This is a genomic window from Sinomonas flava (genome assembly GCF_039531875.1).
Classification (GTDB): domain Bacteria; phylum Actinomycetota; class Actinomycetes; order Actinomycetales; family Micrococcaceae; genus Sinomonas; species Sinomonas flava.
Genome location: NZ_BAAAQW010000009.1, coordinates 1 through 24,897 on the forward strand (window position 1 = coordinate 1; position 24,897 = coordinate 24,897).

General features: G+C 71.6%; 26 protein-coding genes. 13 read left to right on the top strand and 13 right to left on the bottom strand.

Annotation, left to right across the window (positions count from 1 at the left end; genetic code table 11):
- Window positions 1-8: 8 nt before the first annotated feature.
- From ABD298_RS14435 to ABD298_RS14475, 9 genes are all read left to right on the top strand, one after another.
- A complete protein-coding gene (locus tag ABD298_RS14435; RefSeq protein WP_344300580.1) occupies window positions 9-113 on the top strand; it encodes a sigma factor-like helix-turn-helix DNA-binding protein in 105 nt (34 codons plus the stop codon).
- A 194-nt stretch (window positions 114-307) separates the two neighbouring features.
- Window positions 308-1,720 (top strand): DUF2252 domain-containing protein, encoded by a 1,413-nt coding sequence (locus ABD298_RS14440; RefSeq protein WP_344300450.1) that lies wholly within the window; start codon window positions 308-310, stop codon window positions 1,718-1,720.
- 125 nt (window positions 1,721-1,845) lie between these two features.
- Window positions 1,846-2,259, top strand: a complete 414-nt coding sequence (locus tag ABD298_RS14445; RefSeq protein ID WP_344300451.1) for a CBS domain-containing protein — start codon at window positions 1,846-1,848, stop codon at window positions 2,257-2,259.
- Window positions 2,228-2,749 (top strand): hypothetical protein, encoded by a 522-nt coding sequence (locus tag ABD298_RS14450; protein WP_344300452.1) that lies wholly within the window; start codon window positions 2,228-2,230, stop codon window positions 2,747-2,749. Before ABD298_RS14445 ends, ABD298_RS14450 begins: the two co-directional genes overlap by 32 nt.
- Window positions 2,746-3,975 carry an Nramp family divalent metal transporter gene (locus tag ABD298_RS14455; RefSeq protein WP_344300453.1) on the top strand — a complete coding sequence of 410 codons (1,230 nt, stop codon included), beginning with the start codon at window positions 2,746-2,748 and terminating at the stop codon, window positions 3,973-3,975. The genes ABD298_RS14450 and ABD298_RS14455 overlap by 4 nt, the downstream gene beginning before the upstream one ends.
- Entirely contained in the window at window positions 3,972-4,382 is a 411-nt protein-coding gene (locus ABD298_RS14460; RefSeq protein ID WP_344300454.1) for a PRC-barrel domain-containing protein, read from the top strand. Before ABD298_RS14455 ends, ABD298_RS14460 begins: the two co-directional genes overlap by 4 nt.
- Window positions 4,369-4,704 (top strand): PRC-barrel domain-containing protein, encoded by a 336-nt coding sequence (locus ABD298_RS14465; RefSeq protein ID WP_344300456.1) that lies wholly within the window; start codon window positions 4,369-4,371, stop codon window positions 4,702-4,704. The genes ABD298_RS14460 and ABD298_RS14465 overlap by 14 nt, the downstream gene beginning before the upstream one ends.
- Before the next feature lie 51 nt (window positions 4,705-4,755).
- Window positions 4,756-4,908: a hypothetical protein gene (locus tag ABD298_RS14470; RefSeq protein WP_344300457.1), complete on the top strand. Its 153-nt coding sequence runs from the start codon at window positions 4,756-4,758 to the stop codon at window positions 4,906-4,908.
- 90 nt (window positions 4,909-4,998) lie between these two features.
- On the top strand, window positions 4,999-5,463 hold the full coding sequence (locus ABD298_RS14475; RefSeq protein ID WP_344300459.1) for an SRPBCC family protein: 465 nt from the start codon (window positions 4,999-5,001) through the stop codon (window positions 5,461-5,463).
- A 24-nt stretch (window positions 5,464-5,487) separates the two neighbouring features.
- On the opposite strand, the gene ABD298_RS14480 is transcribed toward ABD298_RS14475, so the two are convergent.
- On the bottom strand, window positions 5,488-6,066 hold the full coding sequence (locus ABD298_RS14480; protein WP_344300460.1) for an MOSC domain-containing protein: 579 nt from the start codon (window positions 6,064-6,066) through the stop codon (window positions 5,488-5,490).
- 102 nt (window positions 6,067-6,168) lie between these two features.
- Between ABD298_RS14480 and ABD298_RS14485 the strand changes: the two genes are divergently transcribed.
- Window positions 6,169-9,009 (top strand): AMP-binding protein, encoded by a 2,841-nt coding sequence (locus ABD298_RS14485; RefSeq protein ID WP_344300461.1) that lies wholly within the window; start codon window positions 6,169-6,171, stop codon window positions 9,007-9,009.
- Here the strand turns inward: ABD298_RS14485 and ABD298_RS14490 are convergent.
- The 5 genes from ABD298_RS14490 to ald all read right to left on the bottom strand — a co-directional run bounded on the left by ABD298_RS14490 (window position 9,006) and on the right by ald (window position 13,638).
- Window positions 9,006-9,137: a hypothetical protein gene (locus tag ABD298_RS14490; RefSeq protein ID WP_255405361.1), complete on the bottom strand. Its 132-nt coding sequence runs from the start codon at window positions 9,135-9,137 to the stop codon at window positions 9,006-9,008. The genes ABD298_RS14485 and ABD298_RS14490 overlap by 4 nt on opposite strands.
- A 120-nt stretch (window positions 9,138-9,257) precedes the next feature.
- Window positions 9,258-9,977, bottom strand: coding sequence for a hypothetical protein (locus tag ABD298_RS14495; protein ID WP_344300462.1), 720 nt, complete (start codon window positions 9,975-9,977; stop codon window positions 9,258-9,260).
- A gap of 228 nt (window positions 9,978-10,205) precedes the next feature.
- Window positions 10,206-11,603 carry an MBL fold metallo-hydrolase RNA specificity domain-containing protein gene (locus tag ABD298_RS14500; protein ID WP_344300463.1) on the bottom strand — a complete coding sequence of 466 codons (1,398 nt, stop codon included), beginning with the start codon at window positions 11,601-11,603 and terminating at the stop codon, window positions 10,206-10,208.
- Between the two features lie 151 nt (window positions 11,604-11,754).
- Entirely contained in the window at window positions 11,755-12,330 is a 576-nt protein-coding gene (locus tag ABD298_RS14505; protein WP_344300464.1) for an NAD(P)H-dependent oxidoreductase, read from the bottom strand.
- Window positions 12,331-12,519: 189 nt separating this feature from the next.
- A complete protein-coding gene (gene ald / locus ABD298_RS14510) occupies window positions 12,520-13,638 on the bottom strand; it encodes an alanine dehydrogenase (RefSeq protein WP_208710626.1) in 1,119 nt (372 codons plus the stop codon).
- A 246-nt stretch (window positions 13,639-13,884) separates the two neighbouring features.
- Here ald and ABD298_RS14515 point away from each other — a divergent pair, with 246 nt between their 5' ends.
- On the top strand, window positions 13,885-15,081 hold the full coding sequence (locus ABD298_RS14515) for a PucR family transcriptional regulator (protein ID WP_344300465.1): 1,197 nt from the start codon (window positions 13,885-13,887) through the stop codon (window positions 15,079-15,081).
- Here ABD298_RS14515 and ABD298_RS14520 read toward each other — a convergent pair.
- Together ABD298_RS14520 and cycA are read right to left on the bottom strand one after the other, a co-directional pair.
- Complete coding sequence (locus ABD298_RS14520; RefSeq protein ID WP_344300466.1) at window positions 15,078-15,476, bottom strand: excisionase family DNA-binding protein; 399 nt, start codon at window positions 15,474-15,476, stop codon at window positions 15,078-15,080. The genes ABD298_RS14515 and ABD298_RS14520 overlap by 4 nt on opposite strands.
- Window positions 15,477-15,582: 106 nt before the next feature.
- Window positions 15,583-17,049, bottom strand: a complete 1,467-nt coding sequence (cycA, locus tag ABD298_RS14525; protein ID WP_208710623.1) for a D-serine/D-alanine/glycine transporter — start codon at window positions 17,047-17,049, stop codon at window positions 15,583-15,585.
- Between the two features lie 228 nt (window positions 17,050-17,277).
- On the opposite strand from cycA, the gene ABD298_RS14530 reads away from it, so the two are divergent.
- Window positions 17,278-17,496, top strand: a complete 219-nt coding sequence (locus ABD298_RS14530) for a hypothetical protein (RefSeq protein ID WP_344300467.1) — start codon at window positions 17,278-17,280, stop codon at window positions 17,494-17,496.
- A 9-nt stretch (window positions 17,497-17,505) separates the two neighbouring features.
- Here the strand turns inward: ABD298_RS14530 and ABD298_RS14535 are convergent, their stop codons facing one another.
- From ABD298_RS14535 to ABD298_RS14555, 5 genes are all read right to left on the bottom strand, one after another.
- Complete coding sequence (locus ABD298_RS14535) at window positions 17,506-19,098, bottom strand: MDR family MFS transporter (protein WP_425564439.1); 1,593 nt, start codon at window positions 19,096-19,098, stop codon at window positions 17,506-17,508.
- A 128-nt stretch (window positions 19,099-19,226) separates the two neighbouring features.
- Window positions 19,227-20,249, bottom strand: a complete 1,023-nt coding sequence (locus tag ABD298_RS14540) for a cation diffusion facilitator family transporter (protein WP_344300468.1) — start codon at window positions 20,247-20,249, stop codon at window positions 19,227-19,229.
- Window positions 20,246-20,608 carry an ArsR/SmtB family transcription factor gene (locus ABD298_RS14545; RefSeq protein WP_344300469.1) on the bottom strand — a complete coding sequence of 121 codons (363 nt, stop codon included), beginning with the start codon at window positions 20,606-20,608 and terminating at the stop codon, window positions 20,246-20,248. The genes ABD298_RS14540 and ABD298_RS14545 overlap by 4 nt, the downstream gene beginning before the upstream one ends.
- 56 nt (window positions 20,609-20,664) lie before the next feature.
- Window positions 20,665-22,794, bottom strand: a complete 2,130-nt coding sequence (malQ, locus tag ABD298_RS14550; protein WP_344300470.1) for a 4-alpha-glucanotransferase — start codon at window positions 22,792-22,794, stop codon at window positions 20,665-20,667.
- 83 nt (window positions 22,795-22,877) lie between these two features.
- Window positions 22,878-23,363, bottom strand: a complete 486-nt coding sequence (locus tag ABD298_RS14555; protein WP_344300471.1) for a DUF3237 domain-containing protein — start codon at window positions 23,361-23,363, stop codon at window positions 22,878-22,880.
- A gap of 298 nt (window positions 23,364-23,661) precedes the next feature.
- Here ABD298_RS14555 and ABD298_RS14560 point away from each other — a divergent pair.
- Window positions 23,662-24,897 (top strand): HAD-IC family P-type ATPase (locus ABD298_RS14560; RefSeq protein ID WP_425564441.1); only part of this gene is annotated, 1,236 nt, incomplete at its 3' end.

Consider the following 24,897-nt stretch of genomic DNA (forward strand, 5'->3'; position numbering starts at 1 on the left):
TGCAGGAGATGAGCCAGAGCGAGATCGCTGCCGAGCTCGGGGTGAGCCAGATGCAGGTCTCGCGCCTCCTGCGCCGCCTCCTGGACCGCATGCGCCGCAAGATCGCCGCCTAGACCGGCACCCCCACACCCTCACGACGGACCTCCTCGCCCGGCTCAGCGCCGCGGGAGGTTCAGCGCCGCGGGAGGCGTCGGGCCCTGGACCAGCGGGGCGGCACCTTCCTCGGCTCTACGCCACGGCACACTGAGGCGTCCGACCGGGTTCTCCGGCGGTTCCGCCCGCCCCCGGCGCGGCCTAGTCTGACCGTGTGGCAGCGACGCACGCCGAACAGGCCCAGGCGGAACAGACCCACGCCGAACAGGCAAAGGCGGGGCGGGCCCTGCGCAAGGCCCTGCCGCGCAGGGACCAGGGCACGTACGGGTCATCGGGCCGGGACGCCGTGGCGATCCTGACCGGACAGCACGAAGGCCGCCTCGAGGACCTCGTGCCGCTGAGGGTGGGGCGGATGCTCGAGAGCCCCTTCGCCTTCCTCCGCGGTGCCGCCGCGGTCATGGCAGCAGACCTCGCGGGTGCCCCGGTCTCGGGCCCGCAGGTCCTCGCATGCGGCGATGCGCACCTTGCCAACTTCGGCTTCTTCGGGAGCCCTGAGAGGCGGCTCCTGTTCGACCTGAACGACTTCGACGAGGCGTTCCCTGCGCCGTGGGAATGGGACCTGAAGCGGCTTGCCGCAAGCGCATGGGTCATGGGCCGCACGAACGGGTACTCGGAGGCGCGGTGCCGCGAGGCGGCGGAGGGGGCCGCGCGGGAGTACCGGGAGACCATCCGCGAGCTGCACCGGAGGACGGCCGTGGAGCGGTTCTACTTCCAGGTCGAGACGGACCTGCTTGCCTCGGCCCGCCGGTCGGGGTTCCTCAGCGGCGACGCCCGGAAGGCGCGGCACAGGGATTCGGAGCAGGTGCTGTCCCAGATCGGGACCCGCACCGAGGACGGCTCCCTGCGGATCGTCGACCAGCCGCCGATCATGCGGCACCCGGACGTGCTCGCGATCGACTACCTCGAGGAGCTCTATGCGTCCTACCGCCGCACGCTGCGTCCGGACGCGTCCCTCCTGCTGAGCCAGTACCGCCTCGCGGACTACGCGCTGCGCGTCGTCGGCGTCGGCAGCATCGGCCTGAGGTCCTGGATCGTCCTCCTCGAGGGTCCTACGGGAGATCCCTTCGTGCTGCAGGCCAAGGAGGCGCGGCCCTCGGTGCTGCAGACCCACGGCGGGCTCACCGTGCCGCCCGGCTTCGTCGCCGCGGACCTGGCCCTCCACGGCCAGGGCTATCGCGTGGTCGGGTCGCAGCGGATCCTGCAGGCCCAGTCGGACACGTTCCTCGGGTGGATCCGGGACACGCGCAGCGAGGGCGACGCGCCCCGGGACTACTACCTCCGCCAGTTCCGGGACATGAAGGGCACCGTCAACCTCACGCGCCTGAGCTCGGACCATGCGTTCCGGTACGCGAAGCTGTGCGGACGGCTCCTGGCCCGTGCCCACGCGCAGAGCCCCGGGAGCGGCGCGATCGCCGGCTACCTCGGCCGGTCGCCTGCGGCGGACGCTGCGATGGCCCGCTGGGCGCGCGCGTATGCCGACCAGACCGAGGCGGACCTCGCGGCGCTCGCCAAGGCCGTGAAGTCCGGCCGCGTCGCCGCGGAGCGGCAGCCCGACGGCGGCGCCTAGCCACGCGGCGTCGTGCGCTTGACCTCTCCCTGACCGGGTAGCACGGTGGAAGGGAGTGAACGGCGCGCTCGTCAGGTCGGTCACACGGGGCCGTGCCGGTGCGCCGGGACGAGAGGGAGGATGCCATGCCCATGGTCAAGGACCTCATGACCCCGAACGCCGAATGCATCGGCGAGAAGGACACCCTGCGCCGCGCCGCCGAGCGGATGCGCAGCCTCGACGTCGGCTCCCTGCCCATCTGCGGCGAGAACCGCAAGATCATCGGGATGCTCACTGACCGCGACATCGTGGTCAGGTGCCTCGCGGAGGACGGCGACCCGGACATCGTCCTCGCCGGCGACCTCGCGCAGGGGCGGCTGTACTGGGTCGACTCGGAGGCAACGATCGAGGACGCGATTGCCGTCATGAGCGAACACCAGGTCCGACGCCTGCCGGTCATCCACGACCACAGGCTCGTCGGGATCATCTGCCAGGCGGACATCGCCCGGCACTACGCCGAGGAGAGGGTTGGCGAACTGGTCGAAGGCATCTCCGCCTGACCACGCCCTGCGGCCGGGCCGCGCGATGCGGCTCGGCGCGTGGCGGGAGCGTGGCGCTGCAGTGGCCCTGTCGGCCGCCATCATGGCGGGGCTGGGCGGCTGCAGCGTCGCGCCGTCTGCCGAGTCCCTCAAGCAGCCGCTCACCACGGCGTCGAGTGCCGCGCACTCCACCGCCCTCGCGCTCACCTTGATGATCGATGGCCGCACCACCCACGCCGCCGCCGAGACGGTGGTCGGCGACATGGTCCGCGAGGCCGAGTCCGCCCTCAAGGACGTCAGGGCCCTCGAGGCGCGGACTCCCGAGCAGGCCGGGCAGCGCGATGCCGCAGCAGCCGCCGTCGACCGGCTCGCCGGCGCGCTCGCCCACGTGCGGGACGGCCTCGCGCACGACGGCGCTGCCTCACCCGCCGCGAACCTCCTCGCCGAGGTGCGGGCCGCGGAGGCGGGCATCCAGGATGCTGCCGGGGGCATCGGGGCTGATGTCCCATGAAGCGGCTCCTCGGCGTCGCACTCGGCATCCTGACGGCGATCGGCGGGTTCGTCGACATCGGCGACCTCGTCACGAACGCCGTCGTGGGCTCCCGGTTCGGGCTCTCGCTCGCGTGGGTCGTGGTTGTCGGCGTCGTGGGGATCTGCCTCTTCGCGAACATGTCCGGGCGCGTGGCCGCCGTGTCCGGGCGCGCTACCTTCGAGGTGATCCGCGAGCGGCTCGGCGCCCGGGCGGGGCTCGCCAACCTCGCGGCGTCGTTCCTCATCAACCTCATGACGGTGACGGCGGAGGTCGGCGGGATCGCCCTCGCGCTCCAGCTCGCGATGGGGGTTCAGTACGAACTGTGGATCCCGCTCGCGATCGTCGCCGTGTGGCTCGTGATCTGGCGGGTGCGGTTCTCGATCATGGAGAACGTGACCGGGCTCCTGGGCCTATGCCTCGTGGTCTTCGCCGTGGCCCTCGCGCTTCTGGGCCCGCAGTGGGGCGACCTCCTCAAGGATGCGCTCACACCAGCCGTCCCCTCCGGGGAGTCGGCCGGAAGCTACTGGTACTACGCCATCGCCCTGTTCGGCGCGGCCATGACCCCGTACGAGGTGTTCTTCTTCTCCTCGGGCGCAGTCGAGGAGCGCTGGGGGCCCAAGGACATCGCCCAGTCCCGCATCAACGTCTTCATCGGCTTCCCCCTCGGGGGGTTCCTCTCGCTCACGATCGCCGTGTGCGCCGCCGTCGTGCTCCTGCCAGCCGGGATCGAGGTCGTCTCGCTCTCCCAAGTGGCCCTCCCCGTCGCGCAGGGCGGTGGCCAGATCGCGCTGGCCGTCCTCATCGTCGGCATCATCGCGGCGACGTTCGGGGCGGCGCTCGAGACCACCCTCTCGAGCGGGTACACCCTGGCCCAGTACTTCGGCTGGCCGTGGGGCAAGTTCCGCCGGCCCGCCGAGGCGGCGCGCTTCCACCTGGCGATGATCGTGTGCCTCGTGGTCGCCGGGGCGGTACTCGCGACAGGGGTCGACCCCGTGCTCGTGACTGAGTACTCGGTGGTCTTCTCGGCGATCGCGCTGCCGCTGACCTACCTGCCGATCATGATCGTCGCCAACGACCCGGGCTACATGGGAGAGCGGGTCAACGGGCGGGCCGTGAACGTCCTCGCCACGGTCTTCCTCGTCATCATCCTGATCGCCTCCGTGGCGGCGATCCCGCTCATGATCATCACGGGAGCCGGACAGTGACCACCATCCCAGACCGCCTCGAGAAGGCGCCCCGCTTCGAGGGCCGAGTCCTCGACGCGCAGCTGCACCTCCTCGACCGGCAGATCCTCGACGCGGACGGCGTCCCGGTCACGACCGTGGACGACCTCGAGCTCGACGGCCACGACCCGGACCAGCCGATAGAACCCGGCGCCCCAGCCCCGTGGATCTCCGCCCTCCTCACCGGGCCCGTCCTGGCCACGCGGATCTTCGGCGGGCGCGTGCCGGCAAGCCGCCTGCTGCGCGTGCCCTGGTCGGCGGTGTCCAAGGTCGGGACCGTCCTCAGCCTCGGAGTCCGAGCCGACTCGCTCGACGCCTCCTGGACGGAGCGGTGGGTGCGGGACCACATCATCGGGCGGATCCCGGGGGGCCGGCATGATCCTCAGTGACGTGCTCGGGGCGGCGGTGCTGGATGCGGAGGGGAAGCGGCTCGGCGTCGTGTCCGACCTGCGCTTCGTGCTGGAGGGCGGGCCTGACGCCCTGCTCGCGGCGCCCCGGCTGGTCGGTGTCCTCGTCAGCCCGCGGACGGCGAGCTCGTTCCTGGGCTACGAGCGCCAGGGCATCAGCCAGCCATGGCCCGTCGCCCAGATCCTCAGCTGGCGGCACCGGGGCTCGTTCCTCGTCCTGTGGGACGACCTCGCGGGCCTCGGCCCCGACTCGGTGCGGCTCAGGAAGGGCTACACGGCCTACGAACCCAGCCTGCGCGCCTAGCCGCATAGCACATTGTGTTTCGTTCGTCCGCCTCCGGGAAGAAATGTGACCATGAACACACTTCTGATCATCGCCGGCGTCATCGCGATCATCCTGCTGCTCGTCGGAGGGTTCAACCAGGCCCTGAGCTTCCTCCTCTGGGTCGGCATCATCCTCCTGGTCCTCGCCCTCATCGGCTGGGTCCTCGGACGGGCCCGTACCTGACCTCACCAGCCCCCACCCCTGCCGAGGCGCGCCCCGGCACCCGATGCCCGCCTCTGCCGAGGCGGGCATGCGCGCGCCTAGCATGGGGCCATGGCTGAGTTTACGATCACGCGGAGTGCCTTCATCCCAGCGCCGCCGGAGGCCGTTTTCCCCCTCGTGAACAGCTTCCGCGAATGGGCTTCCTGGTCGCCGTGGGAGGACCTCGACCCCGCGCTCCAGCGCACGTACTCGGGGCCCGAATCCGGCGTGGGGGCGGCCTACTCCTGGAAGGGCAACCGCAGGGCCGGTGCCGGGAGCATGCAGATCCTCGACTCCCAGGCGCCCGCCAGCATCCGGATCCGGCTGGTGTTCGTCAAGCCCTTCAGGGCCGTGAACCCGACGGGCTTCACCTTCGAGCCGGACCGCGGCGGCACCCGCGTCACCTGGTCGATGAAGGGCGAGAACAAGGGCGTCGCCGCGCTGTTCTCGAGGTTCGTGGACATGGACAAGATGGTCGGCCGGGACTTCGAGAAGGGACTTGCGCGGCTGGCCCAGCGCGCCTCCGAGCGGACCTGACGCATAGCCCTACGGGGCGCGGCCCTACGGCAGGCGCGAGGGGCGGAGCGCCGCCGCCTCGCCCGCACTGGCGGGGTCCAGAGGCACGGGGCTGACGAGCACGGCCGGCCCCCGGCGGAGCGTCCCCGAGGTGAGCGGGCGGCAGCGGATTCCGCCCCGCCCCCGCATCGCCGCATGCGCCCCAGGCGCGAGCACCCGGTCCATCCACGCGCACGGATGCGCCGGCCTCCCGCCGTGGAGGCGCACGACGCCGCCGCCCGACTCGAACGCGAAATCCCGCCCCACGAGCGGGCTGAGCTGCGCGCCCCGCACGATGACGTTCCGCCTGGTGACGAGCGGGTCGAGGGGCTCCTCCTCTGGTCCTCGGCCGAGATCCTTCCCGATCGCCTCGAGCGCCTCCACGGCGAAGAGGGTCACCGCGGCGTCCATATGGGCGGCCTTGCCGAAGAAGCGGTCGCCCACGATGCCCTTGCCGGCCACGACCTCCACGCTCGCCGCGTCCTCGGACGGGACGTCCGCGGCGCCGTCGCGCGCCCGGCCGAAGTAGGCGTGAGCGGGGGAGACGAGCAGGTGCAGGACCTCGACGTCGTACCTGAACTCCATTCCCCCCACGCTACGCCCCGCCCGGGCTGCGGCGGCACAATACGAAACATAAACATGCCGATATTTGTATGAGGTTAGCCTTACCTCTTAGGGTAGGTGGCGATGACCGCCCAGCCAGCCGCCGCCCAGCCAGACCTCGCCGGGGTGTCCTTCGCCGCAGCACTCGAACGGCACGGAGACCGCCCCGCGGTCGTCGTGCCGGGGGGCGCCGGCAGCAGCACACTCACCTACCGCGACCTCGCGCGCCGCGTCGACGAGGTGGTCCGGCTCCTCGGCCCGACCCGCCGGCTCGTGGCGCTCGAGCCCGCCAACGACCTGCCCTCGCTGACCGCATACCTTGCGGCACTCGCGGCCGGGCACCCCCTGCTCGTCCTCCCGACGGGCAAGCCGGACGCCGCCGAGGCGATCATCGCCGCCTACGATCCCGACGTCGTCATGCGCTCGCCGGGCCTCGGCACTCCCCGCCTCGGCACACCCACGGGCGGCGCCGAACCGGCCCCGGTCATCCACGAGCGCCGCCGCGGCACCCGGCACGAGCTCCACCCGGACCTGGCCCTCCTGATCAGCACGTCCGGGTCGACCGGGTCCCCCAAGCTCGTGCGGCTCTCCGCCGAGGGCGTCGAGGCCAACGCCTCCGCCATCGCGCAGTACCTCCACCTCCGGGACGCGGACCGCGCGGCCACCACGCTGCCGATGTCCTACTGCTACGGGCTCTCGGTCATCAACTCCCACCTTGAGGTCGGCGCGGCGGTGGTCCTGACCGACCTCTCCGTGGTCGACCCGTGCTTCTGGGACTTGGCCCGGACGGAGCGCGTGACCTCGTTCGCGGCGGTGCCCTACACGTTCGACCTCCTCGACCGAGTGGGCTTCGCGGACATGGACCTCCCGCACCTTCGCTGCGTCACCCAGGCCGGCGGGAAGCTCGAGCCCGAACGGGTCCGCCGCTACGCCGAGCAGGGCCGCCGCCGCGGCTGGGACCTCTTCGTCATGTACGGGGCCACGGAGGCCACCGCGCGGATGGCCTACCTCCCGCCGGACCTCGCTACCGAGCACCCCCACGCGATCGGGGTGCCCATTCCCGGAGGCTCGTTCCGCCTCGACCCCGTGGACGGCCTCGACGGCCCCGACGGCGAGCCCTTGCACGAGCTCGTCTACGCGGGCCCCAACGTCATGCTCGGCTATGCCGAGGAACCTGCTGACCTGTCCCTCGGCCGGACCGTCGCCGAGCTGCGCACCGGGGACCTCGCCCGCCGCACCGGGCCCGGCCTCTACGAAATCGTGGGCCGCCGCTCACGGTTCGTGAAGATCGCCGGCCTGCGCGTGGACCTGGGACAGGTCGAGCGGATGCTCGCGCACGACGGCGTCGCCGCGGCCGCCGCCGGCGACGACACCCGCCTCGTGCTCGCCGTGGAGACGACGCACGACGGCGGGCCGGTCGCCTTCCCCGGGCCCGTCGCCGACGCGAAGCTCGTCGCCAAGGACCTCGCGGCGCGGGTCGGGCTCCCGCGGGCCGCCGTCGTCGTGCATCCCGTCGAGTCGATCCCGCGGCTGCCCAACGGGAAGGTGGACTACCGGGGCGTACTCGCCCTCGCCGCCACGGGCGGCGGACCGGGGACCGCGCAGCGGGACGGCCTCCGCCCCGATCCGTCCGCCGGGCCCAGCACGGCCGACATCGCGCGCATCTTCGCCGAGGCCCTCGAAATCGAGCACGTGGGCGGGGAGGACACGTTCGTCTCGCTCGGCGGCGACTCGCTCTCCTACGTGGCCGCGTCCGTGCGGCTCGAGTCCGCACTCGGGACCCTGCCCCTCGGATGGCACCTCATGCCGGTCGCCGAGCTCGCCGCCCTCGCCCCGGATCCGGACCTGTCCGCCGACGGGGCCCTGCACGCGGACACCCCCGCCTCCCACCCCGCCCCGGTCCCCGGCGGGGTGCGGCACCCGGGCGCGGGCCGGCGTCGTGCGCGGCGCCTGCTCAGCCGGGCCATCGCTCCCATGGAGAGCGGGATCGTGCTGCGCGCGCTGGCGATCGTCTTCATCATCGCGACGCATATCGAGTGGTTCATCTGGCCGGGAACCGCCCATGTGCTGTTCGCGCTCGCCGGATTCAACTTCGCCCGCTTCCAGCTCACGGGCAGCCGTCGGGAGCGCCTGCGGAGCCAGACGCGGTCACTGGCGCGGATCCTGGTGCCGAGCGTCGCGTTCATCGCGTTCGCGTACGCCGTCACGGGCGACTACACCGTGCAGAACATCCTGCTGCTCAACTCACTGCTCGGCCCCGAGGGGTGGAACACGACCTCGCGGTTCTGGTTCGTCGAGGAGCTCGTGTACGTCCTGCTCGCCGTCATGGCGCTTCTCGCGCTCCCCTGGGCGGGCAGGGCCCAGCGGCGGTGGCCGCTCGGCTTCCCCCTCGCGCTGTTCGGCGTCGCGCTCGCCGAGCGGTTCCACCTCATTCCCTCGGTCGCGCACCAGGGCCCGGTCCTGTGGCTCTTCGCCCTCGGCTGGGCCACCGCCGCCGCGCGCACGCTCTGGCAGCGTTCGCTGGTCACGTTCCTCGCGCTCGTCACCGTGCCGGGCTTCTTCCACAACGAGTACCGCAACGCGACGATCCTGGCCGGCGTGCTGATCCTCCTCTGGCTGCCCACGCTGCCCGTCCCGCGCGGGCTGCACCGCCTCGTGGCGGTCCTCGCCTCGGCGTCCCTGTACGTGTACCTCTCGCACTGGCTCGTGTACCCGCTCGTGGTTGAGGCGGGCGGACGGCTCGGCCTCGTCGGAGGTGAGGGCAGTGCCTTAGCCGGGGCGGCGGTCTGCGTCTCGCTCGTCGCGGGCGCGTCCTACTGGGCCGTCGCCTCTCGGGCGATGGCCGCCGTGGAGCGGACGTGGCGCCGGTCCCGGGCAGCTGGGGCATACAGCCGATCACGGGGCGTTCCTGCGGGAGGCGCCTAGTCGTCGTCGGGTCCCTCGGCGGGATCCTCGGAATGGGCCCGGATCTCGGTCGCGTCGAGCTCGGGATCGCCCTCGGCGGGTGCCTCGGTGTGCACACGGTCGTCGTTGTCGGGCTCGAATCCTGACATCGGTCATCGCCTCGTTCATGTCCGCGGGACCGGGACCGCGCCCAGCGCGCGATGGGGTGCCGGTCCTCCTCCCAGCGTAGACCCGCGTGCCGCGGTCGGCTACGGCGAGTGCCGCGAGGCCTACTTGAGGCTCAGGACCGCGGCGAGCGGGCGGCCGTTGACGAGGATGTTCGCCTGGGCCGCCCCCGCCGCGGTGATGGCGGTGCGCTCGAGCTGCGCCGTGACGCGCGGGACGTCGCAGACGCCGGCGAGGGTGAACGTGCCGGACAGGTAGACCGTGATCGTGCGCCCGTCGTACGCGGCGCCGTCGTACGTCAGGTCCGACTGGTACAGCGCGTTGTACAGCCCCGACTGCCCCAGCATCGCCCGGTGGTCGGCCAGGAGCCTCCGCATGCTCGGCGCGACCTGGTCGCGGAAGCGCTCGGGGGCGGTGGAGGTGGCGACCAGGCTGTCGCCGCACCCGATCGCGGGACCGGCCACCCCGCCGTCGCCCACCGCCACGTAGTAGATGGTCAGGGCTGCGACCCTCTCGGGCAGCTCCGCCGCCGGTGCGGTGCCGGCGGGAGGGGCGGTGGCCGGCGTCGTGCCCGCGGCAGTGGGCGACGGCGTGCCCCGCGAGGACGACGGCGGCGCGCTGGCCGGCGTCGGGCCCGCGGCGGACGTCGGGGAACCGGGTGCGGAGGCAGGGGAGGGCCTCGGCGAGGGCGGTGCGGGGGACGCCGGGGACGAGGACGCGGACGGGGGTGCCGACGGCGCCGGGCCTGCCTGCGGGAAGCAGCCGGAGATCGGGAGCGCGGCGAGCAGGCCGAGAAGGGCGAGCGCGAGGCGCCGGTTCCCCATGGGAGCCCCCTTCGTCACGGGCTGGCCCCGGCGGGGGAGGGCACCCGCCGCCGGGTGAGACCACCGTAGGCCCGCGGACCGGGGCGGATGAATGCCTGCGGGCTCACGCTTCGGCAGCGGTTGGGGCACGGGGCGGCAACGGACGCACGGCGTCGGGCCGGAGGTGTCACGGCTGGGGCACGGCGCCCCGGCTTGGCTTGTTTCGGCGGGCTCATCCGGCCGACCGGCTCACCGCGGATCGGCGAGGTCGACCTGCTCGAGGTGCTCGGGCACCCGGGCGCGCCAGCCCAGCTCGTGCTGGATCCGCCGGCGCAGCGCATCCGAGGCCTCCGGCTCCCCATGCGTCACGTACACCATCCGGGGTGCGGCGGAACAGGCGCCCATCCAGCGCAGGATCTCGTCCGCGTCGGCATGCGCCGAGAGGTTCTCGAGGCTCACGACCTCCGCGCGGATCGGCACGTCCCGGCCGTAGATCCGCAGCGAGCCGGCGCCGTCCAGGAGGGAGGCACCGCGCGTGCCGCCGGCCTGGTACCCGCTGAGCACGATGGCATTCTTCGCCTCGCCGCCGTAAGCCTCCACGTGGTGCAGGACGCGGCCGCCCGTGAGCATGCCCGACGCCGAGATGATCACCATGGGGCCTCCCCGGAGGTTGAGGAGCTTCGAGTCGTCCGGCTCGCGGACCATGGTCGGCAGGTTGTACATCTCGCGGAACTCGCGCTCGTCGATCCGGTGCTCGTCGCGGTGGTCCCGGTACATCTCGCTCGCGTCCACGGCCATGGGGCTGTTGAGGTACACGGGGATGTCCGGGATCTTCCCCTTCCGGCGCAGCCGGGCGAGGTGGAGCATGAGCGTCTCGGCCCGCCCCACGGCGAACGCCGCGATCACGACGACGCCGCCCCGCTTCGCGACCCGCCGCACCACGTCGCCGAGCGCGTCCTCGGCGCTCTCGGCGGGGTGCGCCCGGTCTCCGTAGGTCGATTCCGCGACGAGGACCTGCGCGGGCTCGAGCGGCTCCGGCGGATTCATGAGCGGATCGTCGCGGCGGCCGAGGTCCCCTGTGAAGTGCACGGTGAGCTCGCTCCCGCCGGCGCCGAGGGTGACGCGGACCTGCGAGGCGCCGAGGATGTGCCCCGCGGGGACGAAGCGCACGCTGATCCCGTCGCCGATCCCGAGCGGCTCCCGGAACGGGTGCGGCCGGAAGCTGCGCAGGGCCTCGACGGCGTCGGCGGCCGTGTAGAGGGGGCGCGGGCGATGGTGCCGCGAGGACCCGCGCAGGCGCGCCGTCTCCGCCTCCTCCTCCAGCAGGTGCCCGCTGTCCGGGAGGAGGAGCGTGCACAGCTCCGCGGTGCCCGGCGTCGCGTAGACCGGCCCGCGGAAGCCGTCCCGCACGAGAGCCGGCACGTAGCCGCTGTGGTCGAGGTGCGCGTGGGTGAGCACGACGGCGTCGATCGACGACGGCGCGAGCGGCAGCGGGGCGCGGTTGCGCTCGCGGAGCTTCTTGTAGCCCTGGAAGAGGCCGCAGTCCACGAGGATCCTCTGGCCGCCGTGCTCGAGGAGGTACCGGGACCCGGTGACCGTGTCCGTGGCTCCCCAGAAGCTCAGGTGAGTGCCGGCGTCGTGCGTCATGGCGCCCAGCGTAGGGCGAGCGGAGCGCGGCGGACACGGCCTTTCGGCCCCGACGGCGCCCCACGCCCCCACCGACGCATCTGAAGGTCAGGTCCTGGGGGTCACATGAGGTGACCTTCAGGACCTGACCTTCAGGAGGTGACCTTCGGAGTCAGTTGGCGGAGGCTGCCTCGAGCACGGCGGCGGGAGCCGCGAGGGAGGCGAGGACGTTCTTGATGCCCTCGACGACCTCGGCGTCGTCCTTCGGCTCCACCTCGGCGAAGCGCGAGTAGGAGGCGCCGACGGCCAGCGTGACGTCCTCGAGGACCTCGGCGCCGGCGATCTTCAGGGACTTGCGGACGTCGTCGTGCGCCCACACGCCGCCGTACTGGCCGGCGGAGGTCCCGATGACTGCGGCCTTGGTGCCGGTCGCGGAGGAGGCGCCGAACGGACGGGAGATCCAGTCGATCGCGTTGTTCAGGACCGCCGGCATCGTGCCGTTGTACTCCGGGGTGACGAACAGGAGGCCGTCCGCGGCCGCGACGGCGGCGCGCAGCTCGGCGGCCTTGGCCGGGACCTTGCCCTCGACGTCGAGGTCCTCGTTGTAGAACGGGATCTCCTCGAGGCCAGCGAAGGTGGTGACCTCGGTGCCCTCGGGAGCGGCCGCAGTGGCCACCTCGGCGAACTTGCTGTTGACGGACTCGGCGCGCAGGCTGCCGACGAGGGTCAGGATCGTGTTCTCGGCCAAGGGTTCTCCTCTGGTTGACGGCGTCTCCGCGGGGCGCGGCGACTTCTGTGATGCGTCAACCAATGACGGCGGTGCGCTGTTCCGGGGCGCGGCGTGGCCTTGGTCACACGGCCCCCCTGCGGTGTCCCGGCGGGATGCAGGAGACCCCGCAACACCGGTTGCGGGGTCTCTGGCGTTGGGTCGGCGCGGTCAGGCGGCCACGAGCGCGTGCCAGTCCTGCGCGAGCGGGAGGCCGTGGGCCTCGGAGACCGAGCGGTGCGTGACCTGGCCGGCGGCCACGTTGAGGCCGGAGGCGAGCGCCGCATCCTTCTCGAAGGCTCCCTTGACGCCGAGGTCCGCGAGCAGGACGCCGTAGCGCAGGGTCACGTTCGTGAGCGCGTAGGTGGAGGTGTTCGGAACCGCGCCGGGCATGTTGGCAACGCAGTAGAACGTCGTGTTGTGGACCTGGAAGGTCGGGTCCTGATGGGTGGTCGGGTGGGAGTCCTCGAAGCAGCCGCCCTGGTCGATCGCGATGTCCACGAGCACGCTGCCGGGCTTCATCCGGGCCACCAGCTCGTTGGTCACCAGCTTCGGCGCCTTCGCGCCGGGGATCAGGACCGAGCCGATCACGAGATCCGCCTCGACGAGGGACTTCTCGATCTCGTACTTGTTCGACGCGACCGTCTTGAGGCGGCCGCCGTAGAGGGCGTCCAGCTCGGTGAGGCGGCCGATGTTGATGTCAAGGATCGTGACGTCCGCACCGAGGCCCATGGCGACGACGGCGGCGTTGGTCCCTGCCATGCCGGCGCCGAGCACCACGACCTTGGCTGGGCGGACACCGGGGACGCCGCCCAGGAGCACGCCCTTGCCGCCGTTCGGTGCGAGGAGGGCCTGCGCGCCCACCTGGACCGAGAGGCGCCCGGCGACCTCGGACATCGGCGCGAGGAGCGGAAGCTTCCGGCCGTCCTGGACCGTCTCGTAGGCGATCGCAGTGACGCCGGATTCGAGGAGGGCACGGGTGAGCTCCGGCTCGGCGGCGAGGTGGAGGTAGGTGAAGAGGATCAGGCCCTTGCGGAAGTAGCGGTACTCGGAGGCGATCGGCTCCTTGACCTTCATGACCATCCCGGCCCGCGCCCACACGTCGGCGGCGTCGGTGACGAGCTCGGCGCCGGCCACCATGTACTCGTCATCGGTGATGCCGGAGCCGACGCCGGCGCCGCGCTCGACGAGGACCGTGTGTCCGTGGGACACGAACTCGTGCACTCCCGCGGCCGTGATGGCCACGCGGAACTCGTTGTTCTTGATCTCCTTGGGGACTCCGATGATCACTTGTGTCTCCGTCTGTGTTCGAGGGGGGCCGGCTGTGTTCGAGGGGGCCGGTAAGCCCCGTCCGGGGCCGTTCTTCGGTGCTTCCAGCGTAGGCCCGTTTGTGAGACAGCTAACAGGTATACCACCATGTGCCCGTCTGCGGCCCCCGGAATTCCGGGCTTTTCACAGATTGCGGTTCGACATTTGTCGTGGCTCAGGGCGGCAACTGTCCCCGCATGTGGTCGCGGGGAGGATATGCTGGAGTCCATGCGTCATGGCGTCGAGGATCTGGTGGAAGCGGCGGCGGCCAAGCTCGGGCGGGGGCTGAGCGTCGAGGACCTCGACGGGCTGCTCATCGCCTACTCGTCCAACCAGTCCCAGGCCGACCCGGCGCGCGTGAACTTCCTCCTCTCCAAGCGCCTGCCGGCCGACGTGCAGGCGTGGCAGCTGTCCCACGGCGTCGCGACCGCCGTCCGGCCCGTCACCGTTCCCGCAAACCCGGACCTCGGCATGTACGGGCGCGTGTGCGTCCCGCTGCTCGTGCGCGGCTTCAGGGTCGGCTACCTCTGGGTGCAGCAGAACGCGGGGGAGGAAGGCTCCGGCGGGATCCTTGCGGCACTGCCCGCGGTGCGCCTCGAGATCGAGCTCATCGCAGGCCTGCTCCTGGAGTCGAACACGGCCGAGTCGGAGCACCGGCGCCGACGCGAGACCGAGTTCCTCGCCGCGGCTGCCGGGGACAAGTCCGCGCTCGCCGCCATTTCCGGGTGGCGGGAGGTCCACGGCCACGCCCCCTGGCAGGTCGTGGTGCTGGTCGACCCCGAGGGCGTCACCCCGTCGGACCCGCAGGCCGCTGTGGTCGCGACGAGCACCGCGGCCCTGCAGGCGACCGCGGGAATCGACCCGGCGCTCTTCAGCGTCGGGACCGAGACGCACGCCGTCGTGCTCTTCGCGGCCACCACCGCGCGGGCGAGCCACGCGGCCGTCCTCACCCACTACGAGCGCGAGCTCGCCAAGCGCTCGGGCCGCCCCGCGGGCCGCGTGCTCGTGGGTATCAGCGAGCCGTTCTCGTCCCTGCGCGAGCTCGGCGAGGCGTACGCCCAGGCCAAGACGGCCGTCCAGGCCGCGGCCGTGGACCCAGTGCTGGGCGAGCTCGTGGACGCGCGCAGCGTGGGCGCCTACCAGCTCATGGGGGCCCTCGCGGCCGAGCCGACGAGCATCTACTTCTCGCTCCTCGAGGCCGAGGACCGCAACGACGAGCTCCTGCCCGTGCTCGAGATGCTCTACGACAGCGACGGCGCCGTCCAGGCGGTCGCGGACAAGCTGCACGTCCACCGCTCCACGGTGTACCACCGGCTCGCACGGGTGCGGAAGATCATCCGGGCCGAGCCGCTCTCCGGCCGGGTGCGCCAGGAGCTGCACCTCGCGCTCAAGGCCCGCCGCTGGGCCGCCCGCCCCCGCCTCTAGCCGTCCCCCGCCCGCGAGGAGTCACGTCCCTGCGACGTCTTCTGGGCCGCCACCCACGCGAGCACGTCCTCGCGCTTGATCCGCCGGTGCGTGCCGCGGTACTCGACCGGCCAGGTGCCGTTGGTCGTCAGCTTGCGCACGTACGAGTGGCTGATCCCGGCCAGCTCGGCCGCCTGCGCCACCGTCAGGACATCGTCGGCGCTGGTGACGGTCACGGCCTCCCCGCGGGCGAGCCGGGCCAGGAGGTCGCGGACGGCCTCGTCGGCGGCGCCCGTCAGCCGGTGCACGGTCCCGTCCACGAACACCGCCACGTCCTTCGCCTCGAGCGCCTCCGCCAGGCGGGCTGCGTCGTCCGGCTCGAGGGCCGGTGTGGTGCGCGGGGCGAATCGGCTCATGCGCCCAAGCGTAGCGGCGGGCCGAGCGCCACGCAGACGCACGACGGCGGGTGCCCGGCCCGTGTGAGCCGCGCACCCACCGTCGTGGGTGCGTGAGGAAGGAAGGTCAGGCGTTGACCTTGGCCTCCTCGTGCAGGGTCTCCGCGTGGTTCGCGATGCGTGCCTGGTGGACCGGGGACTTCTTCACGAACTGCCACGCGATGCCGAGGACGATGAACCAGACCGGAGTCACGAGCAGCGCGGTGAGCGTGTCCGGCTGGGTGGTCAGGGCCCAGACGAGGAAGGCGAAGAAGGCGAACACGGCCCAGACCATGACGCGGCCGCCGGGCATCTTGTACTTCGACGCCGCGTGGAGCTCGGGGCGGCGCTTGAGGAAGACGAGGTAGCTCACGAGGATCATCGACCACACGAACATGAAGCAGACCGCGGAGACCGTGGTCACCATGTCGAACGCCTCGCCGATGCTCTTGCCCGCGTAGAGGAGCACGACGCCGGAGAGCAGCAGCACGCACGAGAGGAACAGCGCGTTCTGGGGCACCTTGCGGGAGGAGAGCTTGCCGAAGACCGACGGCGCGTCGCCCTCCATCGCGAGGCCGAACACCATGCGCGAGGTCGAGTAGATGCCCGAGTTGGCGCTGGACATGGCCGAGGTGAGGACCACGAGGTTGACGAGGGTCGCGGCGGCGCCGAGGCCCGCGAGGGAGAACATCCCGATGAACGGCGAGTGGCCGGCCTTGAACTCCATCCAGGGCGTGACCGACATGAGGATCACGAGCGCTCCGACGTAGAAGAGGCCCACGCGGACGGGGATCGCATTGATGGCGCGGGGCAGGTTGCGCTCCGGGTTCTTGGTCTCTGCGGCGGCGGTGCCGACGAGCTCGATGCCGACGAAGGCGAAGACGGCGATCTGGAAGCCCGCGACGAAGCCCATGAACTCCTTGGGGAAGAAGCCGCCGTGCTGCCACAGGTTCGTGAACGAGGCCGTGCCCGCGCTCGAGGAGAAGCCCGTGAAGATCATGTAGAGGCCCGTGACGATGAGCGCGATGATCGCGACGATCTTGATCAGGGCGAACCAGAACTCGACCTCGCCGAACGCCTTGACGGTGGGGAGGTTGAGGGCCAGGAGGATGAGGATCGTGGCGATGCCGGGGATCCACAGCGGGATGCCGGGCCACAGCTCGTTCGCGTAGCCGGCGATCGCGACGACGTCGGCGACACCCGTGACCACCCAGCAGAACCAGTAGGTCCAGCCGGTGAAGAAGCTGGCCCAGGGGCCCAGCAGGTCGCCCGCGAAGTCGGAGAACGACTTGTAGTTGAGATTGCTCAGGAGGAGCTCGCCCATGGCCCTCATGACGAAGAAGAGCATGAAGCCGATGATCATGTAGACGAAGATCACCGAGGGGCCGGCCACCGAGATGGTCTTGCCGGAACCCATGAACAGGCCGGTGCCGATGGCACCGCCGATCGCGAGCAGCTGGATGTGGCGGTTGGACAGTCCGCGTGAGAGGTGGGGCTCGTCGGCGTGGCTCGACGTTGAGCCGGTCGGGGCCCCCGGGACGTTAGGCGTAGTCATAGTGCGCAGACCTTCGCAGTGTTTGCCATCAATGTGATGCCCCTAACAGGGCCATTCCAGCGTACAGCCATCGCACTGTGCTCTTGACCATACAGAGTGTCTTGATCGTCACACCCAACCTGCGACAAATGTCGTATCGCGCGGGGCGCCGCGCCTTTCGTGCATTTGTCTGACAAATCCTCGCCCGGTACCGTTTTCGGGCAGATACGGAAGTACTGAGGAGTCACCATGTCCTACGGAACCCACCAGCACCACGCGCTCAGGGTCGTCGTCGACTCGGCGCACGAGCTCGACTCGGCGCTGGGCAGTGCGATCGGAACGCTCCAGGAGCGCGCCGCGGCCAACCCGTGCTGCGGCATCCTCGTCACGCGCGAGGCCGCCGGGGAGTTCACCGTCGCGCTCGACGAGAGCGTCCCCTTCGGCGTCACGCAGCAGCGCCTGGCCTGACGGCGCTCCCTATTCCGCAGGCGCCCGCCTCATGGCGGCCTTCGGGTCCTGCAGCCTCACGTTCGGCAGCGCGAGGGTGACCAGGAACGCCACGACCATGAGCGCGCCAGCGGTGAGCATCACGCCGTCGACCCCCTGGGAGAAGCCGTCCTTGATCGGGTGGGTGAGCACGGCATCCGCGTTCCGGAGCCAGCTCGTGTCGTTGAGGCTGTCGGTGCTCAGGCCGCCCGAGGCTCCCTGGAAGAGGTCGAAGAGCTGGCGGTTGGCCGGGTCCGCCCGCACGGACGGGTCGCGGAGCGCTTGGGTGAACTCGGGGCGGGCGGCTGCGGCCTTGAGCGCGTCGCCGACCTTGTCCGCCGCGAGGCTGAAGAGCATCGAGATGAAGACGGCCGTGCCCACGGCCCCGCCCATCGAGCGGAAGAACGCCGCCGTCGACGTGCCCACGCCCATGTCCTTCAGCGGCACGGCCGTCTGCATGGCGAGGACGAGGGGCTGCATGCAGCAGCCCAGCCCCATGCCGAAGAACACGGCGACGACGGCCGGCACCCACAGCGGGGAGTCGACCGTGAGCACGATGCCCATGGTCACGGAGGCGCCCGTGAGCAGGAGGGTGCCGATCATGGGGAAGACCTTGAAGATGCCGGTGGCGGAGATCGTCCGTCCGGCGATGATCGAGGCCGACATGATCCCGAGCGTGAACGTGATCATGAGCAGCCCGGCCTGTGTAGGTGTGAGGCCCTGCACCAGCTGGAGGTACATCGGCAGCATCGCGATGGCGCCGAACATGCCGACGCCGATGAGGAAGTTCAGCAGCGCCGAGAGCGTGAACTGGCGGCTCGAGAACAGGCGCAGCGGGATGAGGGCGTAATCGCCCGCGCGCCTCTCGACGAGGACGAACAGGGCGAGCCCCGTGGCGCCGATGCCGTAGCACGCGAGTGAAGGGGCGGACGTCCACCCCCAGCCTCTGCCCTGCTCGGCGACGAGGAGCAGGGGCACGAGGCCCGCGGTGATCGTCGCGGCCCCGAGGTAGTCGATGCGCTGGCGCTCGGAGCGGGCAGGCAGGTGGAGGAAGAGGAAGACGGTGACGAGGGCGGCGAGGCCCACCGGGACGTTCACGAAGAACACCCACCGCCAGCCGGTGATCCACAGGATCTGGTCCGCCCCCGCGAAGGCTCCGCCGATCACGGGGCCGAGCACGGAGGAGACCCCGAACACGGACATGAAGTAGCCCTGGAACTTCGCGCGGTCGGCCAGCGGGACGATGTCCCCGATGATTGCCAGCGCCAAGGCCATGAGGCCGCCCGCGCCGAGGCCCTGGATTCCGCGGGCGACGGCGAGCTCCGCCATCGAGTGCACGGAGCCGGCGTACAGGGAGCCGGCCAGGAAGACCGCTATGGCGACCAGGTAGAGCGGCCGCCGTCCGAAGATGTCCGAAAGCTTGCCGTACAGCGGGGTGCTCACCGTCGAGGTGATGAGGTACGCGGTGGTGGCCCACGCCTGCAGGCTCAGCCCGTCGAGGTCGTTGGCCACGGTGTAGATCGAGGTCGCCACGATCGTCTGGTCGAGCGAGGCGAGGAACATGCCGAGTATGAGGCCCGTCATGACACCGCGCACCTGGCCCGGCGACACCGAAGGGGCCTCGGGAGGGGGTGGGCTAGAGGACACGGGGCCTCCCAGGAAGATCTGGAGACCACCAGCGTATCTGCGCAGCACCCCCCGAGTCACTGCCCTCAGTGCGCCGTCGTGGTCACCGTGATCTCCTCGACGTTCGGCAGCGCCCGGCCCAGTCGTTCGGCGGCGTCCCGGCGCACGACGTCGGCACTCGCCACCGTGGTCGCCGCGGCCACCCGGACCAGGGCCGAGCCGTGGAGCCGATGGCCGATCCAGCGCAGCTGCACGCGGTCGACGGCGAGGACGCCGGGCGTGTGCCCGAGCGCGTGCTCGGCGCGGTGCACCAGCGCGGGCTCGACGCCGTCGAGCAGGCGCCGCCCGAGGCTCTTGACAGTGCCCCACAGCAGCACGAAGATCGCGGCGCTGATGGCCAGGCCCACGATCGGGTCGGCGAGCGGGAAGCCCAGCATGACGCCTGCCGCGCCGAGCACGACGGCGAGCGAGGTGAACCCGTCGGTGCGCGCGTGCACCCCGTCCGCCACGAGGGCCGCCGAGCCGATGCGGCGCCCGACGCTGATCCTGTAGACGGCCACCGCCTCGTTGCCCGCGAATCCGATGACGCCGGCCGCCATGACCCACCACAGGTTCGTCAGCGGCTGGGGGTGCACGATGCGGTCGACGGACTGCCATGCTGCCACGATCGCGGACAGTGCGACGACGACGATGATGAACAGGCCCGCGAGGTCCTCGGCCTTCCCCAGCCCGTAGGTGTACCTGCTGGTCGCCGGACGGCGGGCCAGGAGGAACGCCACCCAGAGGGGCAGCGCCGTCAGCGCGTCCGAGAAGTTGTGGACCGTATCTGCGAGCAGGGCCACGGACCCGCTGACGAGGACGACGGCGAACTGCAGCACGGTCGTGGCCAGGAGCGCGACGAGGCTGATCTTGAGCGCCCGCACGCCCTCGGTGCTGGCCTCGAGCGCGTCGTCGATCGAGTCGGACGAGTCGTGGGTGTGCGGGACGAAGAACTCCTTGAGCGCACCCAGGACGCCGTGGCCGTGGTCGTGGTCATGCCCGTGGCCGTGGTCGTGGTGGTGCCCGTCGTCGTGCGTGTGGGCGTGGGTGTGGCTGTGCTGCGCGCTCATGCGCCGGCCTTCTCTCCGTGGTGGTGGCGGGGGTGGGCCTCGAGGGCGTGCTCGGCCTGGAAGATCGCGTCGGTGACGAGCTTGCTCGCGTGCTCGTTCTCGAGGCGGTAGAAGACGCGCGTGCCCATCTGGCGCGTGGCGACGATCCGGGCGAGGCGCATCTTCGCGAGGTGCTGCGAGACGGCGGCGGGGGACTTGCCGACGGCTTCGGCGAGGTCGTTGACGCTGTGCTCGCCCTCGCGCAGGGCGAGGATGACGCGGATGCGCGTCGCGTCGGCGAGCATCGAGAAGACCTCGACGGCGAGTTCGACGTAGCCGCTGTCCACGTCCAATCCGCACATCTTCTTATCTGCATTCATACGCAGATTATCCCACGGCGGCAGTGGGAGCCTCCACTCCGCTGGCGCGTGCAGGGTCAGGAGCCGAGGGCTCCCTGGATCGTCGACACGAGGGACGCGAAGCGCGGGTTCGCGGCGAGGTCCTCGATGAAGACGGCCTCGCCGTGGTGGCCTGTGAGGGGGATCCGCCAGTTCGGGTGCTCGAGGTGGGTGCCGGGCTGGTTCTGGGTGCGCCGGTCGCCGACGGCGTCCACGAGTGCGACGCCGAGGAGGGCCGACGGCGTCAGGGTGGTGAGCGTGTAGAGCGCCTCGATGGTCCGCTGCTCGTCGGCCTCGCTGCTGCCGGCCTCCGGCAGGAGGCCACGCTCGCGCAGGAGCCCCATCATTCCCTCGAGCTCGCTGGCCGCCGCCGCGAGCTCCTCCTCCAGGGGCCGCTCGAGCAGGCCGAGCGACTCGCGCAGGCGCACATGCTCGCCCGCGAGGTAACCGGCGGTGGGGGGGAGGTCATGGGTGTTGACGCTGGTCAGGCACTGCTGCCGGTACCGCTCGGGCTCGAGGGGGCGCCCCTCGGCGTCGTTCTCGAACCACAGGATCGAGGTGCCGAAGATGCCCCGTTCCGCGAGGTAGTCGCGCACCCACGGCTCGAAGACGCCGAGGTCCTCGCCGATCACGACGGCGCCCGCCCGCTGGGCTTCGAGCGCGAGGATGCCCACGAGGGCCTCGTGGTCGTAGTAGACGTACGTGCCTTCGCCCGGGGACCCGCCTGCTGGGATCCACCACAGGCGGAAGAGCCCGAGGATGTGGTCCACGCGGATCCCGCCCGCGTGGCGGAGGATCGTGCGGAGCATGTCGCGGTACGGCGCGTAGCCCGATTCGGCGAGGCGCCCCGGGTGCCACGGGGGCTGGCTCCAGTCCTGGCCCTGCTGGTTGAACACATCCGGCGGTGCCCCCACCGAGACGCCCTCTGCGAGCGTCCCGGACAGGGCCCAGGCGTCGGCGCCGTCAGGGCGCACGCCCACGGCGAGGTCGTGGACCAGCCCGAGGTCCATGCCGCAGTCCTGCGCCGTCCGCTGGGCTGCCTCGAGCTGCTCGTCGCAGAGCCACTGGAGCCAGCGGTAGAAGTCCACCCGGTCCGCGAGCTGCTCCTTGAGACGGTCGGCCTCAGCGCTCGCGGGCGCCGGCCAGCTCGGCGCGGCGTCGTCCGCCTGGTGCGCCGCGGCGAGGGCGCTCCAGAGCGCGAAGTCGTCCAGGCCCGGGCCCGCGCCGTTGCGGAACCGCCGGTAGGCCTGCTCGCGGGCAGGGCTGCGCGGAACATGCCACACGAGCTCGAGCGCCGCGAGCTTCGCTGCGAACGTGGCGTTGCGGTCGAGGAGCCCCGAGGAGGAATTGGCCGCCGCCCGCTCCCGGGCGAGCTCTTCGACGTGGGCCCGGTCCTCCGGATTGAGGTAGCCGTACTCCGGGATGTCCTCGATCCGGAGGTAGAGCGGGTTGACGAAGCGGCGGGTCGTCGGGAGGTAGGGGGAGTCCTGGATCGGGGGCACCGGTTCCGCGGCGTGGAGCGGGTTCACGAGGACGAAGCCCGCCCCCTCCGCCCCCGCGACGGCGGCGAGGTCGGCGAGGTCCCCGAAGTCGCCGATGCCCCAGGAGCGGCGCGACCTGACCGAGTACAGCTGCGCCATGAGGCCCCAGCGGCGCCCCTCGGCCAGCCGCTGGGTGGTCGAGAGCTGCGTCGGCGTGACCACCAGGGGCGACGACGCGGTCCGCCCGTCCGTCTCCGCGTGGAGCGTGTGCCAGCCCAGAGGAAGTTCGGACGGCAGGAGGAAGACGGCGCGGCCGGTCAGCACGCCGTCCACCGTGCGCGGCTCCTCCCAGTCGTCGACCTGCCGCACGGTGTACGAGGTGCCGTCCTCAGCGGTCACCCAGACCGACACGGAGCTGCCGTGCGGCACGTGGACCTGGACGGGGGCCTCGTGGCCCTGACGGGTGACCACCACCGGCGGGAGGAGCCGGCGCCACGGCTCGAGGTCGATGTCGTCCAGCGCCGCGAGCATCTCGTCAGTGGAGCCGACCGGCACTCCCAGTGCGCCCAGGACGGCCCGGAGAGTCGCGTCGGAGACAGGATGCTCGGCCCCGTCCCATCCCCAGAACGATGTCGCCACCCTGTGCCGTCCGGCCAGCTCGCGCAGGAGCCCCTCTGCATCCGCCATGCCTCCACCCTATGCGGGACGGGTGGCTGGTCAACCGCCGTGGCCCGGCGACCCGCCGCCGAGCCCTTCGCGCGGGCCGTGCGTCATCCCACGGCGAAGACGTGCACGACGACGCGGTCCGGGTAGCGTTCGCCCGTGCCGATGAACATCGTGCGGTTCACCCAGTCCCACTCTGGTGCGGAGGACCGCAGCCGCGGTGCGCAGCGGAAGTAGATCTCCTGCGGGTCCACCGCCTCGCCGCGGGCGATCCGGCCCAGGGCATCGGCGGAGCCTGACCGGATGGCGGCGTTGTCCACCGAGACGATCGCGCCGTCCTCGAGCTCGAGGGCGTAGCGGGCGTCGAGCTGACTGAGCTCCGGGGTGTGCAGGATCTGGAAGTCCGCCCCGCCCGGGAGCACGCGTCCCTTGAGCCGGGGGCCCGAGACGGTGCCGCCCGTGATCGGGATGATCCGGCGGTGCCCCTCGGGTGTCGGGCCTACGTCGATCGGCTCGGCGATGGTGACCGAGAGCGTCGCGGTGTACTCGAGGGCCGGCGCCTGGGGTTCCTGCGCCTGGGGTTCCTGGGTCATGGCTAGGACAGTACTCCGAGGCGGGCCGTGCAGGCTCCCACACCCTGTGGGTCTGGCCGCCGCGCTTGAGCCGTCGGAAACTGCACAATCCGCGGCCTCCCGGGCCCCATATCGGGTTCACCGCGCCGCGAGTTGCGCAGTTTCACGCGGTGCCGCGTGCCGCCCGGCAGCACGGTTGCGAAACATACCCCCTAGGGGTATGTTGGTCATGCTGCCAGCGATGGACGCGGTCCCGCCCCGTTACCGCCGATCGCCCCCAGCGACGAACCATCTGCACCCCAGGAGGACGGCGCTGACCATGACAGACCACACCATGCACGACCACGCCGGGCACGACATGACCGCCCAGCTCCACGCCGGCCACGACGACCCGCACGCGGTCCACACCCATGGGGAGCACGCGGGCCACTCGGTCGCCATGTTCCGCGACCGTTTCTGGCTGACCCTCGGGCTGTCGCTTGTCGTCGTGTACTTCAGCCCGATGTTCTGGCACCTCTTCGGCGCGATGCCGCCGATGTTCCCCGGCAGCGAGTGGATCGGCCCCGTCCTGGGGACCGTGATCTTCTTCTATGGCGGCCTGCCGTTCCTCAAGGGCGGCCTCGGCGAGGCGAGGACCCGCAAGCCGGGGATGATGCTGCTGATCGCCATGGCGATCACGGTTGCCTTCGCCGCGTCCTGGGCGACGAGCCTGGGGATCGGCGGGTTCGACCTCGACTTCTGGTGGGAACTCGCCCTCCTCGTCACGATCATGCTCCTGGGCCACTGGCTCGAGATGCGCGCCCTCGGCGCCTCGCGCGGGGCGCTCGAGGCGCTCGCCGCACTCCTGCCCGACGAGGCCGAGCGGGTCCGTGGCACCGGCGAGACGGAGACGGTCCCGGCCTCCGAGCTGTCGGTGGGTGACCTCGTCCTCGTGCGCGCCGGCGGCCGGCTCCCCGCCGACGGCCGCATCGAGGAGGGCACCGCCGAGCTCGACGAGTCGATGATCACGGGCGAGTCCAAGACCGTCACGCGCGGACCCGGGGACACCGTCGTCGCGGGCACCGTCGCGACCGACACGAGCCTCCGGGTGCGCGTCGAGGCCGTGGGGGAGTCGACGGCGCTCGCGGGCATCCAGCGCATGGTCGCCGACGCGCAGGCCTCCTCCTCCCGGGCCCAGGCGCTCGCCGACCGAGCCGCAGCGTTCCTCTTCTACTTCGCGACCGGCGCGGGCCTCCTCACGTTCATCGCGTGGACCCTTCTCGGCGACCTCCCGACCGCCGTCACGGCCACCGTCACCGTCCTCGTGATCGCCTGCCCCCACGCGCTCGGCCTCGCCATCCCGCTCGTCATCGCCATCTCGACCGAGCGTGCCGCCAAGGGCGGAGTCCTCGTCAAGGACCGCCTGGCCCTCGAACGCATGCGCACCGTCAAGGCCGTCCTCTTCGACAAGACAGGCACGCTCACCAAGGGCGCGCCCGAGGTCGTCGGCGTCGCGGCCGTCGCCAGCGTCCTCGCGCGCGATGCCCGCGGGGCGCACGACGGCGGCGCCCACCTC

What these genes read in the sequence shown, in the direction of transcription:
- ABD298_RS14435 (WP_344300580.1), top strand. Translation starts at nt 9, where the DNA reads ATGAGCCAGAGCGAGATCGCTGCCGAGCTCGGGGTGAGCCAGATGCAG.
- ABD298_RS14445 (WP_344300451.1), top strand. Translation starts at nt 1,846, where the DNA reads ATGCCCATGGTCAAGGACCTCATGACCCCGAACGCCGAATGCATCGGC.
- ABD298_RS14455 (WP_344300453.1), top strand. Translation starts at nt 2,746, where the DNA reads ATGAAGCGGCTCCTCGGCGTCGCACTCGGCATCCTGACGGCGATCGGC.
- ABD298_RS14465 (WP_344300456.1), top strand. Translation starts at nt 4,369, where the DNA reads ATGATCCTCAGTGACGTGCTCGGGGCGGCGGTGCTGGATGCGGAGGGG.
- ABD298_RS14470 (WP_344300457.1), top strand. Translation starts at nt 4,756, where the DNA reads ATGAACACACTTCTGATCATCGCCGGCGTCATCGCGATCATCCTGCTG.
- ABD298_RS14475 (WP_344300459.1), top strand. Translation starts at nt 4,999, where the DNA reads ATGGCTGAGTTTACGATCACGCGGAGTGCCTTCATCCCAGCGCCGCCG.
- ABD298_RS14480 (WP_344300460.1), bottom strand. Translation starts at nt 6,066, where the DNA reads ATGGAGTTCAGGTACGACGTCGAGGTCCTGCACCTGCTCGTCTCCCCC.
- ABD298_RS14485 (WP_344300461.1), top strand. Translation starts at nt 6,169, where the DNA reads ATGACCGCCCAGCCAGCCGCCGCCCAGCCAGACCTCGCCGGGGTGTCC.
- ABD298_RS14490 (WP_255405361.1), bottom strand. Translation starts at nt 9,137, where the DNA reads ATGTCAGGATTCGAGCCCGACAACGACGACCGTGTGCACACCGAGGCA.
- ABD298_RS14495 (WP_344300462.1), bottom strand. Translation starts at nt 9,977, where the DNA reads ATGGGGAACCGGCGCCTCGCGCTCGCCCTTCTCGGCCTGCTCGCCGCG.
- ABD298_RS14500 (WP_344300463.1), bottom strand. Translation starts at nt 11,603, where the DNA reads ATGACGCACGACGCCGGCACTCACCTGAGCTTCTGGGGAGCCACGGAC.
- ABD298_RS14515 (WP_344300465.1), top strand. Translation starts at nt 13,885, where the DNA reads ATGCGTCATGGCGTCGAGGATCTGGTGGAAGCGGCGGCGGCCAAGCTC.
- ABD298_RS14520 (WP_344300466.1), bottom strand. Translation starts at nt 15,476, where the DNA reads ATGAGCCGATTCGCCCCGCGCACCACACCGGCCCTCGAGCCGGACGAC.
- cycA (WP_208710623.1), bottom strand. Translation starts at nt 17,049, where the DNA reads ATGACTACGCCTAACGTCCCGGGGGCCCCGACCGGCTCAACGTCGAGC.
- ABD298_RS14530 (WP_344300467.1), top strand. Translation starts at nt 17,278, where the DNA reads ATGTCCTACGGAACCCACCAGCACCACGCGCTCAGGGTCGTCGTCGAC.
- ABD298_RS14535 (WP_425564439.1), bottom strand. Translation starts at nt 19,098, where the DNA reads ATGACGGGCCTCATACTCGGCATGTTCCTCGCCTCGCTCGACCAGACG.
- ABD298_RS14540 (WP_344300468.1), bottom strand. Translation starts at nt 20,249, where the DNA reads ATGAGCGCGCAGCACAGCCACACCCACGCCCACACGCACGACGACGGG.
- ABD298_RS14545 (WP_344300469.1), bottom strand. Translation starts at nt 20,608, where the DNA reads ATGAATGCAGATAAGAAGATGTGCGGATTGGACGTGGACAGCGGCTAC.
- malQ (WP_344300470.1), bottom strand. Translation starts at nt 22,794, where the DNA reads ATGGCGGATGCAGAGGGGCTCCTGCGCGAGCTGGCCGGACGGCACAGG.
- ABD298_RS14555 (WP_344300471.1), bottom strand. Translation starts at nt 23,363, where the DNA reads ATGACCCAGGAACCCCAGGCGCAGGAACCCCAGGCGCCGGCCCTCGAG.